Source organism: Shewanella mangrovisoli (assembly GCF_019457635.1).
GTDB lineage: Bacteria > Pseudomonadota > Gammaproteobacteria > Enterobacterales > Shewanellaceae > Shewanella > Shewanella mangrovisoli.
In genome coordinates, this window is sequence record NZ_CP080412.1 from 2,135,966 (window position 1) to 2,150,070 (window position 14,105).

Sequence of the window (14,105 nt, forward strand, 5' to 3'; positions counted from 1 at the left end):
GTGTTAACAGGTTAGCTGGTGCACTGAATAAGACAATAAGCAGCAATGCTGAGGGAAGACTATGAATGCAGAAGAGGCCTATAGGAGCATATAGATGAAGGGATAAGCGTTATCCCTTCATCTATTACTCGACTATTACTCGACACTCAATTTTCAGTATTAGACCTTAAGTCCAACCATTAACTGATCGAGTTGGCCAGCGGTGGCTTGTAATTCATCACAACCCGACACTGATTGGTTCGCCGATTGCTCGACATCGTGGGATTGATTGCGAATTTCCATCAGATTGGTGGCGATTTCGTTAGCCACGGCCGATTGTTCTTCGGCAGACGTTGCGATCAGCACGCTCATTTCGAACACGCGGCTGCTGTGGTGGGCAATCGACTCGAGATCCTTACCCGTTTGCAGCACATGTTGCTTTCCTTCACTCGCTTGGCTCACGGTTCGGGACATCACTTGCGTCAGGTTGCGGCTACCCAGTTGCAATGACTCGATCATCGACTTGATTTCAACCGTTGCCGCCTGAGTACGACCAGCAAGGGTTCTCACCTCATCGGCCACCACCGCAAAGCCACGGCCTTGTTCTCCCGCACGCGCAGCTTCAATCGCAGCATTGAGGGCGAGTAGGTTAGTCTGCTGCGAAATGGCATTAATGGTCGACACGACTTCATCGATTTTACTGGCGTTTTCGTTGAGGATATTGACCGCATCCGAGGCGGCAGAAATTTCATCCGATAGCACATCAATCGCGCTCACTGTGGTTTCAATATCCTTAGAGCCCGCATTGACCTGCTGATTCGCCTCTTGGGTTTCGGCGGAGGATTGCTCGGCGTTGCGCGCCACTTCTTTAACCGCAGCGGTCATTTCTTCCATCGCTGTGGCTAAGGAATCGAGGTGCTGACGTTGATTGACCGCAAGGGCTTGTCCTTGCTGCGCCGTGCTTCTAAATGATGAAACCACTTCGCGGATTTTGCTGGTGGATTCTGCAATTTGCTTCACTAGGGTATGTTGACGCTCGACCAAGGTGTCGATACTAATCGCTAAAATGCTGAATTCATCTTTCACTTCGAAGAAGTTTAATCGGCCAGTCAAATCCCCCGAGGCGGCGCGTTTGAGCGCCATCACTGTGGTATAGAGTGCACCGCCCACAAAGGTGGAGATGTAGTAGCTAAACAGGAAGAGCACGAATAACAGCACTGCCATCACGCCATAAACTAAGATGTTGTCATCGGCCAGTAAGGCATCAATCGCGCGATCGTCGACGGGAATGATAGTGACGAGGTTTTGAGCGTTAACCGAGCTTATCGCCCGATTAGGTGAACTGCTGGTATCGATACCGCCACCACTGCGTGCAAGGGTTTGCGCGCGGCTGTCGGCCTCTGAAACCGTGACAATCCGAACATTCTGCAAGCCTTGGCTTAAAAGATTGGGGAGATTTTGCTGTTCTTGTTCGGGCAGTTTGTTATAGATCTGCGCCGCGAGTTGATTGATTTTCTGTGACGAGTCCTGAATGCCGTTCAAATGGCTTTCGAGCAGGGTATCCCTAAACTGAGTATTTAAAAATACCGCTAATCCCACAATCATAAACATGGGAACTAGGGCGAGAATTGCAAATTTGGTTTTTAAGGTCATGTGGATAAGATATTGATCTATCCAGCGAAATTTTACTTCTTTCATTAGCGCCTCGATAAATTGGGCTGTGACCAAATGGATATCGGTCGGTTTGCCATAGACTTTATGATTTTCTGTCTTGTAAGCAGTTGCTTGTATTATTGTTGTCCAATTGCAGTCTTTTTGAGTTTATTTGCTGCAATTTTGGCAAGGTACAAACATAAGTTTACAGTTTAGCTACATATGTAGCTAGTGGTAGCAGATGAGGAACCGTTTGCTGTAAAAATCAGCAATCGTGATTTGTTGCTCTCCAACTCGCGGCATTTGTTGGGGTAACACATGAATTTGCATGATAAAAACCCCGAATAAACCCTAGTAATATGCCGCTCGCTCGCGTAAAATTTCTCTCCTTTTATTTCGTTATAGCTAGCAAAGCGTCTGGCATTAACGCCCGATAACCTGAGCACCCAAATAGCCTGAAAGTTTGGCGCCCATAGCACTTGTTTATCAAGCGCGACTATGCAGTGGAAGAGAAAATGCAGCAGTTAACTGAGATCGTAGAACAAGCCTTAGTCATTATTGACCAGGCCAGTGATCTAAAAGCACTGGATGATATCCGTGTCGATTACCTGGGTAAGAAGGGTAAGATCACCGACATGATGAAAATGATGGGCAGCTTAAGTCCTGAAGAAAAACCCGCTTTTGGTCAGGCGGTCAATGATGCGAAGCAGGCCATTCAACAGAAATTAACTGAGCGCATCGACGGCCTGAAAAGTGCCGAATTGGAAGCCAAGTTAATCGCCGAAAAGATTGATGTGACGCTACCAGGCCGCACTATCGACATCGGTGGCTTACACCCAGTAACGCGCACCATTGAACGTATCGAAACCTTTTTTGGGGAATTAGGGTTTACGGTAAAACAAGGGCCTGAAATCGAAGATGACTTCCATAACTTCGACGCCTTGAATATCTCTGAGCACCACCCAGCGCGTGCCGACCACGATACGTTTTACTTTAATCCTAAGCTGATGCTGCGTACCCAAACTTCGGGCGTGCAGATCCGTACTATGGAAACTGAAAAGCCGCCATTGCGGATTATTTCACCGGGTCGTGTGTATCGTAACGACTACGACCAAACTCACACGCCAATGTTCCACCAAGTGGAAGGTTTGCTGGTGGATGAAAACGTAAACTTCGCCGAATTAAAAGGCGTGTTGCATGACTTCCTGCGTAACTTCTTCGAGGAAGATTTACAGGTGCGTTTCCGTCCTTCTTATTTCCCATTCACTGAACCTTCAGCCGAAGTAGACGTGATGGGTAAAAACGGCAAATGGTTAGAAGTGTTAGGCTGCGGTATGGTGCACCCGAACGTGCTACGCAGCGTGGGCATCGATCCAGAAAAATACTCTGGTTTTGCTTTTGGTATGGGCGTTGAGCGTTTAACTATGCTGCGTTACGGCGTAAACGATCTACGTGCGTTTTTCGAAAACGACCTGCGTTTCCTGAAGCAATTTAAATAACGGAGCTGTATAGCATGAAATTTAGCGAATCTTGGCTTCGTGAGTGGGTCAATCCTGCCGTTAGCCGTGAAGCATTATCCCACCAGATCACTATGGCTGGCCTCGAAGTCGATGGCGTTGATGCCGTGGCTGCCGAGTTCAACGGCGTAGTGATTGGTGAAGTGGTCGAATGTGGCCAGCACCCAGATGCAGACAAACTGCGCGTGACTAAAGTCAGTGTCGGCAGTGGTGAACTTATCGATATCGTCTGTGGCGCACCTAACTGCCGCCAAGGCCTGCGCGTTGCCGTTGCCATGGTTGGCGCTGTATTGCCAGGCGATTTCAAAATCAAAAAAGCCAAGCTGCGTGGTATGCCATCAGAAGGCATGCTGTGTTCATACAGCGAGCTGGGCATCGATATCGACAGCGATGGCATTATCGAACTGCCATTAGATGCGCCATTAGGCACGGATTTACGTGAGTATCTCCAGCTTGATGATGCTGTGATTGAAGTGGATTTAACCGCTAACCGTGCCGACTGTTTAGGCATGGTGGGTCTGGCCCGTGAAGTGGGCGTGTTAAACCGTGCGGCTGTGACTGAGCCACAATGGCAAGCCGTTACGCCAACCATTGATGCCAAAGTGGCTATCAATGTGAAGGAAAGCGCAGCGTGCCCACGCTACTTAGGCCGTGTGGTGAAGAATGTGAACGTGAAAGCGGCTACGCCATTATGGATGCAGGAAAAACTGCGCCGCAGCGGTATTCGTTCTATCGATCCTATCGTCGATATCACTAACTTCGTGTTAGTTGAATTCGGCCAACCTATGCACGCCTTCGACCTTGCCAAGCTGACTGGCGACATCCAAGTGCGTTTGGGGAATGGCGAAGAGAAAATCACTCTGCTCGATGGCAGCGAAGTGACCATTCCAAGCGACACCCTAGTGATTGCCGACGATGCCTGCCCATTAGCGCTTGCTGGCGTATTTGGTGGCGAATATTCAGGTGTGAGTGACACCACGCAAGACATTCTGCTGGAATGTGCCTTCTTCGCACCGTTAGCGATTATGGGTAAATCACGCCGTTTAGGTCTGCATACTGATTCATCACACCGTTTTGAACGTGGTGTTGACCCTGAGATGCAGCACAAGGTTATGGACCGTGCGACTCGCTTAGTGCTGGATATTTGCGGCGGTGAAGCGGGCCCTGTGGTTGAAGCCAAATCTGACGCTGACTTACCAAAGCCTGCGCAAATCCTATTGCGTCGCAGCAAGTTAGATAAAATTCTAGGTCACCATGTTCCCGATAGCGACGTGGTTGAAATCCTTGAACGTTTAGGTTTCGGCGTGGTAGCAGGCGAGGGTAGCTGGCAGGTGACTACCGCCACTTATCGCTTCGATATGGCGATTGAAGAAGACTTAATCGAAGAAGTGGCCCGTATCTACGGTTACAACAACATTCCAAACGTTGCGCCTGTGGCGTCACTGCGGATGTCAGACCATAAAGAAACTGATTTAAGCCTCAAGCGCGTACGTTCGCTGTTAGTTGCCCGTGGTTTCCAAGAAGCCGTGACTTACAGTTTCGTCGATCCTAAGCTGCAAAATCTGGTTCACCCAGGCGAGCAAGCCATGGTGTTGCCGAACCCAATTTCTAGCGAAATGTCGGCCATGCGTTTGTCGATGTTCACAGGATTATTGACTGCGGTTGGCTACAACCAAAGTCGTCAACAGGGTCGTGTGAGACTTTTTGAAACTGGCCTGCGCTTTGTTCCTGATATTAATGCAGAATCAGGTGTAAGACAGCAAGCTATGCTCGGTTGCGTCATAACTGGCCTCCAAAATGACGAACATTGGGCTATGGAATCGAAAACTGTTGATTTTTTCGACCTTAAAGGCGATTTAGAAGCAATTATCGGCTTGACAGTTTCCGCATCAGAATTTAGCTTTAGAGTAGCGACGCATTCTGCTCTTCATCCAGGGCAATGTGCTGAAATATTGAGAAATGATCGAGTGATCGGTCATATAGGTGCTATCCATCCTAGTTTGGAGAAGCCTTTTGGACTCAATGGTAAAACCATCGTTTTTGAGTTGGAATTGGATGCTTTATTGCATACCAGTTTGCCGCTAGCCCAAGCTGTATCTAAGTTCCCGGCTAATCGTCGTGACATCGCAGTAGTCGTAGATGAAAGTGTATCTGCAGGCGATGTAATGAAATTGATAAGAAAAGTTGGCGAAAATCAGTTGGTTGGCATAAACTTGTTCGATGTATACTTAGGTAAAGGTGTTGAGCCCGGCAAGAAGAGCTTGGCGATAGCACTTACATTACAAGACACTACTCGTACACTTGAGGAAAAAGAGATCGCTGAGACAGTAGAATCAGTTGTTTCTGCCCTGAAGACCGAGTTCAACGCATCGTTGAGGGATTAAAGTATGGCACTTACCAAAGCCGAAATGGCAGAACATCTTTTTGAAACACTAGGCATTAACAAGCGTGTCGCTAAAGAGATGGTTGAGTCGTTCTTTGAAGAAATTCGAGGCGCACTTGAAAGTGGTGAGCAGGTCAAGTTATCTGGCTTTGGCAACTTTGACCTTAGGGATAAGAATCAAAGACCGGGAAGGAACCCAAAAACAGGCGAGGATATCCCGATTTCCGCTCGCCGTGTCGTGACCTTCCGTCCCGGCCAGAAACTGAAAACTCGCGTAGAAGCAGCTAACGCGGGCAAGTAATTTCTTAAAGTTTGATAGGAAAGCCACTCCATCGCGAGTGGCTTTCCTATTTTCTTCCTATGCGAATTCAGTCTTTTACTGTCTGAGGTGATTTCTTTGTCAAGACAGCCCAAACATTTTGACCGACGTTTTCAACTGGCCTTATTGCACCCTAAATATTGGGTCACTTGGTTGGCGATCGGCCTATTAGTCATTTTTGGGAGCATGCCTGCCTGGCTGCGTGATCCTATCGCCAGAACCTTGGCCAAACTGGTGGCGCCTATTGCGAAAAAGCCGATAGGCATTGCTAGAGCGAACTTAAAGGCGTGTTTCCCTGAAAAATCCGCCGCCGAAATTGAAACTTTAATCGATGAGAACGTGCAGAACTTCGTCTTAGTGCTGTTATCGCAAGGAGAGCTGTTAGTACGCTCTAAGGCGCATTTACGCCGCCGTGTGAATCTTATGGGCTTTGAGCATGTTCAAGCGGCGCAGGCAGAAGGGCAGCCTGTAATATTTATCATGCCCCATGTGTGGCCCATCGATTATGCGGGACTGAGGTTAAACCTCGACTTGCCCATGGTGACCATGGCTAAGGCCCACAAAAACGCGCTATTTAACTGGTTTAATAATCGGGTACGTAGTAGCTGCGGTGGCCATGTTTATATGCGAGAGGCGGGGATCCGCGCCTTGTTGGCCGAATTGAAGCAGAACAATAGCTTTTTCTACCTGCCCGATGAGGATTTAGGCCCAGATCAAAGTGTGTTTACCCCGTTTTTAGGCACAGTTAAAGCGACATTACCCGTGGTTGGCCGATTAGCTCAGGCGGGAAATGCCCAAGTGCTGCCGGTAAAAATTGGTTATAACCAAGCTTCACGCCAGTTTGATTTAACTGTGATGCCCGCCATTGCCGCCGAAGACATGGTCGGTAAAGAAAACGAAGCGTTGGCACTGAACAAAGCGGTTGAGCAAGTGATCCTCGCTTACCCTGAGCAGTATATGTGGTTCTTAAGATTGCTTAAGACCCGCCCAGAAGGGCAGGCCTCGATTTATCAATAGTGATTTATCTATAGCGACTTATCGAGAGTGATGAATCGCTGCTAGCAGACCAATAAAATGGGCTTTAAGTGGAATACTTAAAGCCCATTTTTTATCAAGTGTGAATGCTTGAGTCAGAGGCCTATAGCAACTCAGCGCTCGTCCTCTTGCTCCATTTCAAGTTGCATCAGCAGCATATCTTCACCATCTAATACCCGCGTATGGTAGCTATGACAGGCAGGGCAGACGATAGAGCGCTCAGCAAGCTCTGACTCTTGGTGGCAATCCAAACATGCAATCAATAAGGGTTGCAGTGTCATCCGCAATTCTGCATCACGGCAGAGCCCATCGAGTTTAAAGGTCTCAAAGGCGGTCTCGAGCAAGGCGGGTTCGACACCGCTCATCACACCGAGTTTGATATCGACGCGGGTGATTTTATTGGCTCGATTGGCCCTAGCGTGTTGCTCGCATTGCTCAATCAAGGCGCTGACGATGGAATATTCGTGCATTAACAAATCCTTGGCAGCAGTTCACCCTGGGGCAAGTCTAAGTAACGTTTGGTATTCCATGGCGTTCTTAAGATCACTTTTCCCGGCAATTCGTCGCTGACGGTGCCGATGATGGCCGCCTGCTCGCAATGACCAAAGCGCTGCATGATTTCCAAGGCGCCAAGGGCGATATCGTTAGGGACTGCCAAGATAAAGGTGCCTTCATTGGCTAAATCCATGGCCTCAAAGCCATAAAGCTCGCATAAGCCTTTGACTTCATCGCAAACCGGAATACTGGCTTCGTTGACGGTAATCCCGACATTGGCGGCGGCCGCCCACTCGTTTAACACGGCAGACAGCCCACCACGAGTTGCATCACGCATCGCATGAATGGGAATATTCGCCGCAATAAGCTGCTCAACCACGGGCCAAAGGGTGGCACAATCGCTTTGCAAAGCCGATTCAAGAGTTAAGCCCTCGCGTGCCATCAGAATCGCGGCGCCATGGCAGCCCACATCGCGGGAAACAATAATTGCATCCCCCGGCGCGACATTCGCCGCCGAGATATTCGGACGTAAAATCCGTCCAACGCCGGAGGTATTGATAAACAAGCCATCGGCGCAGCCCTTAGGCACGACCTTGGTATCGCCACAGACGATTCTGGCGCCGCTCTGTTTAAGCTCCTTCGCCATGCTGCGTACAATAGTGGTTAACTGATTGAGCGAAAAGCCTTCTTCGATGATTACACTGCAACTTAAATACTGTGGCTCGGCGCCCATCATGGCAAGATCATTCACAGTACCGGCGATCGCCAACTTGCCAATATCTCCGCCAGCAAAAAACAGCGGTGATACCGTAAAGGAATCTGTGGTAAAGGCGGTCGCACCTTGCAAATCAAGCTTTGCCGCGTCTTCTTCGCTGCGCAGGATGGGGTTATCGAACTCGGTAAAAAACAGTTCACGAATAAGTTTATTCATCTCTTTGCCGCCACCACCGTGGCTGAGTTGAATCACTTTATCTTTGGGTTGGAAATCAGCCATGGTGTGGCTCCTTGCTATCTATGCCTTGATAGCGGTAATACGCATTACACGCGCCTTCGGAGCTAACCATACAGCTACCGAGAGGGGTTTCGGGATTGCAGCCGCGGCCAAAGACTTTACAGTCTTTAGGTTTGGCGAGCCCGCGAAGAATATCGCCGCATTGGCAAGCCTTATGATCGTCAATTTCTTTGACAGGTAATCTGTCCTTAAAGTACTTCTCGGCGTCCCTATGGGCGTATTCGGGTCTTAACTCAAGCGCCGAGTTGGGAATGGGTCCAAGCCCGCGCCAACGAAATTGCGGCCGAGTCTGGAAAAATTGATTAACCTTGGCCTGAGCGGCAAGATTGCCTTCCTCGGACACGGCGCGGCTGTATTGAATATCTAACAGCGCCGTTCCCGCCACCTTTTGCCGCACGATGCGCAGGATGGACTCCATCACATCAACGGGTTCGAACCCTGAAACCACCACAGGCGTACCGTATTGCTCGACCGCGGGGCGATAGATTTTGGCACCACTGATCACGCTTACGTGCGCAGGGCCAATGAAGGCGTTTACCCTAGCTTTAGGGTCTTGCATGACGGCATCAATCGCGGGTGGCACTAAGACGTGGTTGATATGAAACAACAAATTCGCCAGCTTTTCCTGCTCGGCCAACTGTATCAGCACGGCGGTCATAGGGGTCGAGGTTTCAAAGCCAATGGCGAAAAACACCACGGTTTTATCGGGATTGTCGCGGGCGATTTTGAGCGTATCTAAGGGGTCATAAATAGGGCGAATATCACAGCCCTTGGCTCTGAAACTGGCTAATGAGCCTTGGGAACCGGGCACGCGGATCATATCCCCGAGTGTCACTAAAATCACATTCTCTTGCTGGGCGAGCACTGCGGCTTGGTCAATACGCTCCTTGGGCATCACGCACACTGGGCAGCCGGGACCGTGGATAAATTCAATATTTTCCGGCAGTAAATCCAGTAAGCCGTATTTCATGATGGTGTGGGTATGGCCGCCACAGACCTCCATGATATTGATAGGCTCTTTGAGCGTGCGGGCGCATTTAGCTATATCCTCTGCAAACGAGGCTATGGTATCGGGGTCGCGAAAGCCTTGATAAAGCTGTTTTAGGTCAAGCATCTTCAGTCCTTGCGCAGTTTTGGCTGTTATTTGTTATCACTTTTACTGCGGTGATTACTCAATGCGTGGTCTCATTTTCAAGTTTTGAGACTATCTCTTTATATAATTCAAGACTTTGCAGCGCATCGTTGCGATCAATTTTATTCATCACAAAACCGATATGGATAAGCACATAGTCACCAATGGCTAAAGGCTCAGTCATTAAATGGCTGCTCACATCGCGCCTGACACCTAAGGTGTCGACGGTGACCGATTGACGCTCGTTATCCACGGCCACCACTTGGGAAGGAATAGATAGGCACATTATTGTGACTCTCCCGCAGCGTGGTGAAGGTTGTCGTTCAGCCATGCAACGACGGCACGCATAGCATCGCCATCCTTAATCGAGACTTCCAGAATCTGTGTGTCAGGGTTGAGCTTTTTAAGTTGGGCTTTCGCCTCATCGACACTGAAATCGAAGTAGGGCAAGAGGTCACATTTTGTGATGAGCACCAGATCGGCGCGGCGGAACATAACGGGATATTTCTCAATCTTATCATCGCCTTCTGGAACCGAGAGCAGCACGATATTTTTATGGGTGCCGACATCGTAACTGGCGGGACAGACGAGGTTTCCCACGTTTTCGACAAAGCAAATATCTAAGCCTTCGAGTGGCAAGTGATGTAAAGCGCCGTGTACCATGAATGCGTCGAGGTGGCAGGCGCTGCCGGTTTGAATTTGATGGGCCTGAATGCCTTTGGCGATTAAGCGGTCGGCATCGCGGGAGGTCTCTAAATCCCCTTCAATTACGGCGTAGTTGAGGGCGGTGTATTCTTTTAAGTGCTCAAGCAAGGTGGTTTTGCCACTGCCTGGGCTACTCATTAAATTGAAGGCAGTGATATTGTGCGCCTCAAAATGTGCACGGTTATGGGCCGCTTCGACATCGTTTTTATCGAGAATTTTGTGGATCACCGACAAGGTTTTTTTATCGTTAAGCTGAGGATTGGTGTGCAATTCCTGATGGTGATGCAGATGGCCGTGGCCGTGTTCATGTGAATGGGAATGGCGGGGTAAGGAGCAGCCGCAGTCTTTACACATCTTATATTTCTCCTTGTCCTAGGCCGAGCGCCTCTTTGGGCGCATTTGCCTGACAATATGCTGATGCTATCGAATAGGGTTAATTTGATTACGCTAATGTTAAGTGTGATACAAATCGGCTGCGGATTCTTTGATGTTCGTCAGGTTTATTTGGATAAACAAAGGCCAAAGAACATTTCTTTGGCCTATGGGATGAAAGCGCTTGAGTGACTTACAGTTGGGCGATGCTGATTTTATTGCTGCTCGCGGGGGTTAAGATCACGGGAACCGATTTTGAGGTTGGGGTGTAGGAGCCCACGCCCACACTGTCGATGGCGACTAAGGGATTGGTCTCGGGGTAATAGGCGGCGATATTGCCCTTAGGGATCTCGTAATAAATCACCATAAAGTCATACACTTTACGCAATTTACCATCGTTAGTGAGCGATTGGATATCGACTAACTGGCCGTCGCTAAAGCCCTGCGCCTTGGCATCATCACTGTTCATGAATAGTACATTTCGCTTGCCCTTAATGCCGCGGTATCTGTCATCCATGCCATAGATGGTGGTGTTATATTGATCGTGTGAGCGCAGACTCTGCAGCAGCAACACTGGCAGTGTACTGGTCAGGGCCTGACTCGAACAGTCGGCGAGGATGGAGTCGGGTAAAGCGCAGGCGCTAAATTCTGCCTTGTGGCTTTGAGTATGCCAGTCGAGCTGCGCTGCATTATTGGTTAAATGGAATCCCGCTGGGACGTTAATTTTTTGATTGTAATCTTCAAAACCTGCAATGGTTTGCTCAATCAAATCGCGGATCAGGTTGTAATCATTCCTTAGGGCTAACCAGTCAATTGATTTGGTATTAGGTGTACTCATTGATGGTGGTTTCACCGCCAAGGTAGCGTGCGCCATGCGCGCCACAATATCGATTTCCGACAGGCATAGTGGCGATACCGCATCGTTCATCCCGGTCGAGGCGTGCACCATGCTAAAGGTATCTTCGACGGTGATTTTTTGAATGCCGTATTTTTGCTTATCGAGTTCAGTGCGCCCAAGGCAAGGTAAGATCAACGCATCTTTGCCGACCTGTAAATGACTGCGATTGAGCTTAGTGCTGATTTGCACATTTAACTGCGTTTTTCCCATGGCGTTATAGGTAAAGGCGCTGTCGGGCGCCGCGGCAGCTAGGTTGCCGCCGAGGCAAATTAGCACTTTGCTTTGCTCACTATCTAAGGCCTTCAAGGCTTCAACCACGTTATGACCCGCGGCGCGGGGTAACTGGCAGCCCAAATACTGCTCTAAACGGTCAATAAACTCGGCTTTGGGTTTTTCGTTAATTCCCATTGTGCGGTTACCCTGCACATTGCTGTGACCGCGCACCGGGCAAAGTCCTGCGCCAGCTTTACCTATTTGGCCGCAGAGCAGATGCAAGTTAATGATTTCGCGGATGGTATCGACTGAATGTTTATGCTGAGTAATGCCCATGGCCCAGCAACTGATCACCGTCTTACTTTGGCTAAATACTGTGGCGGCTTGAATAATATCTGCCTTGGATAAGCCCGATTGGGCTTCAATCTGTTGCCAGTCGGTGTGACGGACACTCTGCTCATAATCTGCGAAAAACGCGGTATGGGTGGCGATAAACTCCCGGTCGATACACTTTGAGTTCGACTCAAGAATATGCTTTGCCATGCCGCGAATGGCCGCCATATCGCCGCCCAGCAGTGGCGTGAGGTATTGATGGCTAATGGTTGTGGCTGCGGGGGTTAATAACTCCGTTGGGCTTTGCGGGCTGGCGAATCGCTCCAGCGCCACTTCCTTTAAGTTATTGAAGGTGACAATTTTACAACCCAGTTTGGCCGCTTTACGTAGGGCATTCATCATCCGTGGATGGTTGGTGCCGGGGTTTTGCCCGAAGACAAAAATCGCCTCGGCCGCATCGAAATCGCTTAATACGACAGTACCTTTACCGACACCAATGGCTTGGTTGAGTGCTACGCCGCTGGCCTCGTGGCACATATTCGAACAATCGGGAAAGTTATTGGTGCCGTACAGTCGGCCAAACAGTTGATAGAGATAGGAGGCCTCGTTACTGGCGCGGCCTGAGGTGTAAAACTCCACTTGATTGGGATCGCTAAGGCCATTAAGCGTATCTGCAATCAGCTGAAAGGCCCCATCCCAGCTGATGGGCTCATAGTGATCGGTTGCGGCGTTATAGCGTATAGGTTCGGCTAAGCGGCCCTGATATTCGAGCCAATAGTCGGTCTGCTTAGCTAGCTGGCGCACCGAATACTGGGCGAAAAAGTCGCGATCGACAATCTTGCCCGTCGACTCCCACGCTACGGCCTTGGCGCCATTTTCGCAAAACTGAAAGGCGCCTGCCTTGTTATCGCCCCAGGCACAACCCGGGCAGTCAAAGCCATCGGTTTGGTTTACCCTGAGTAGGTTTTTGATATTTTGCTGGGTCTTTTGGCTGCGCAGCACATGCTTTAAGGTCGATTGCAGTGAGGGGAAGCCGCCGGCTTTGGTCGGTTTTTCAATATGAACAGGCATAAAATTCTCCGCTATTGCATTGGCATGCAAGGCTTTCATCAAATATGGAGTAGTGGATTGGCGGATCAAACTTAGGAATATGGACAAGGTTAAGCTGATATTTCAGCGCAAGTTTCACCGCGAGCTGGCTGGGTGATGCGAGACTAATCAAATGATTGGCACCATAACGCACCGCCTTTTGGATTAACTCGCTGCTGCATCGACTGGTCATCAGCAGCGCCTTGGCGTTGCGCTTTTGCCGCAGCAACGCGCCAATCAGCTTATCTAACGCATTGTGCCTACCGATATCTTCACGGCACTCAAGGATATTGCCAGCCTCATCCAAGGCAAAAGCGGCATGGATAGCGCCGCTGCGCTGCGCCTTCAGTTGATGTTTATGTATTTGTTGTTTGAGGCGGTCGACATGCTCAAGCACCAAGGGAGCGCAGGCGGGTAATGGCGGTAAATCTGGCAAGGCATGACCTAGGGCTTCCACACCACAGATCCCGCAGCCAGTTGCGCCGACGAGCCGTCTTTTACGTTGTTTAAGGGCGATTAAACAGCGATTAGCTAAGATGACATCGAGCATTACGCCGTCTTGGACCGGAGTGATATCAATTTCATGCACATCTTCATCTTGGCTGATAATGCCTTCGGCGAATAAGAAGCCAATCACAAAGTCCTCAAAGTGATCGGGCGTGATCATCATCACCGCATAGCTGATGCCATTGAGGTTGATGGCGGCAGCGACCTCTTCAACCAGATGCGAGTAGCGGGCACTAGCATGTTGTGCCGTGTTTGGGCTGTATTGAGATTCAGGGCAGAGCCTTGGATCATTCGCCGAATCGAGTGGGTGAGTTAGCACGCATTTCAACCTTAAATTGGATGTTGGTCACATTCTAGAGAGGACTTACGCGCTAGGCCAATCAAACTATTTTATAGATTGATAGAGGATTTCTATTAAACTATGGATACCAATAGGGTTTGATTTTTCAGATTTGTCTAAAAC

Annotated in this window: 12 protein-coding genes; 4 read left to right on the forward strand and 8 right to left on the reverse strand. The window is 49.4% G+C overall.

Features of this window, described 5'->3' with window-relative positions; genetic code table 11:
• Positions 1-159: 159 nt before the first annotated feature.
• Positions 160-1,677, reverse strand: coding sequence for a methyl-accepting chemotaxis protein (locus K0H60_RS09430; protein ID WP_220057971.1), 1,518 nt, complete (start codon positions 1,675-1,677; stop codon positions 160-162).
• A gap of 470 nt (positions 1,678-2,147) precedes the next feature.
• Here K0H60_RS09430 and pheS point away from each other — a divergent pair, with 470 nt between their 5' ends.
• The 4 genes from pheS to lpxM all read left to right on the forward strand — a co-directional run bounded on the left by pheS (position 2,148) and on the right by lpxM (position 6,868).
• Positions 2,148-3,131, forward strand: a complete 984-nt coding sequence (gene pheS / locus K0H60_RS09435; RefSeq protein WP_041413005.1) for a phenylalanine--tRNA ligase subunit alpha — start codon at positions 2,148-2,150, stop codon at positions 3,129-3,131.
• A 14-nt stretch (positions 3,132-3,145) separates the two neighbouring features.
• Positions 3,146-5,533, forward strand: a complete 2,388-nt coding sequence (gene pheT / locus K0H60_RS09440) for a phenylalanine--tRNA ligase subunit beta (protein ID WP_220057972.1) — start codon at positions 3,146-3,148, stop codon at positions 5,531-5,533.
• Positions 5,534-5,536: 3 nt separating this feature from the next.
• The gene (gene ihfA / locus K0H60_RS09445) at positions 5,537-5,833 is read left to right on the forward strand and encodes an integration host factor subunit alpha (protein ID WP_011716870.1); all 297 of its coding nucleotides are present in this window, start codon (positions 5,537-5,539) and stop codon (positions 5,831-5,833) included.
• 96 nt (positions 5,834-5,929) lie between these two features.
• Positions 5,930-6,868 carry a lauroyl-Kdo(2)-lipid IV(A) myristoyltransferase gene (gene lpxM / locus K0H60_RS09450; RefSeq protein WP_220057973.1) on the forward strand — a complete coding sequence of 313 codons (939 nt, stop codon included), beginning with the start codon at positions 5,930-5,932 and terminating at the stop codon, positions 6,866-6,868.
• Between the two features lie 131 nt (positions 6,869-6,999).
• Here lpxM and hypA read toward each other — a convergent pair whose 3' ends face one another.
• The 7 genes from hypA to fdhD all read right to left on the reverse strand — a co-directional run bounded on the left by hypA (position 7,000) and on the right by fdhD (position 13,961).
• Positions 7,000-7,356 carry a hydrogenase maturation nickel metallochaperone HypA gene (gene hypA / locus K0H60_RS09455; RefSeq protein WP_220057974.1) on the reverse strand — a complete coding sequence of 119 codons (357 nt, stop codon included), beginning with the start codon at positions 7,354-7,356 and terminating at the stop codon, positions 7,000-7,002.
• A complete protein-coding gene (gene hypE / locus K0H60_RS09460; RefSeq protein ID WP_220057975.1) occupies positions 7,356-8,375 on the reverse strand; it encodes a hydrogenase expression/formation protein HypE in 1,020 nt (339 codons plus the stop codon). Before hypE ends, hypA begins: the two co-directional genes overlap by 1 nt.
• A complete protein-coding gene (hypD, locus tag K0H60_RS09465; protein ID WP_220057976.1) occupies positions 8,368-9,507 on the reverse strand; it encodes a hydrogenase formation protein HypD in 1,140 nt (379 codons plus the stop codon). Before hypD ends, hypE begins: the two co-directional genes overlap by 8 nt.
• A gap of 58 nt (positions 9,508-9,565) precedes the next feature.
• Positions 9,566-9,811 (reverse strand): HypC/HybG/HupF family hydrogenase formation chaperone, encoded by a 246-nt coding sequence (locus tag K0H60_RS09470; RefSeq protein ID WP_011716875.1) that lies wholly within the window; start codon positions 9,809-9,811, stop codon positions 9,566-9,568.
• Positions 9,811-10,584 (reverse strand): hydrogenase nickel incorporation protein HypB, encoded by a 774-nt coding sequence (hypB, locus tag K0H60_RS09475; RefSeq protein ID WP_220057977.1) that lies wholly within the window; start codon positions 10,582-10,584, stop codon positions 9,811-9,813. Before hypB ends, K0H60_RS09470 begins: the two co-directional genes overlap by 1 nt.
• Before the next feature lie 211 nt (positions 10,585-10,795).
• Positions 10,796-13,117, reverse strand: coding sequence for an FdhF/YdeP family oxidoreductase (locus tag K0H60_RS09480; protein ID WP_220057978.1), 2,322 nt, complete (start codon positions 13,115-13,117; stop codon positions 10,796-10,798).
• On the reverse strand, positions 13,101-13,961 hold the full coding sequence (gene fdhD / locus K0H60_RS09485) for a formate dehydrogenase accessory sulfurtransferase FdhD (protein WP_220057979.1): 861 nt from the start codon (positions 13,959-13,961) through the stop codon (positions 13,101-13,103). The genes K0H60_RS09480 and fdhD overlap by 17 nt, the downstream gene beginning before the upstream one ends.
• Positions 13,962-14,105: the final 144 nt, after the last annotated feature.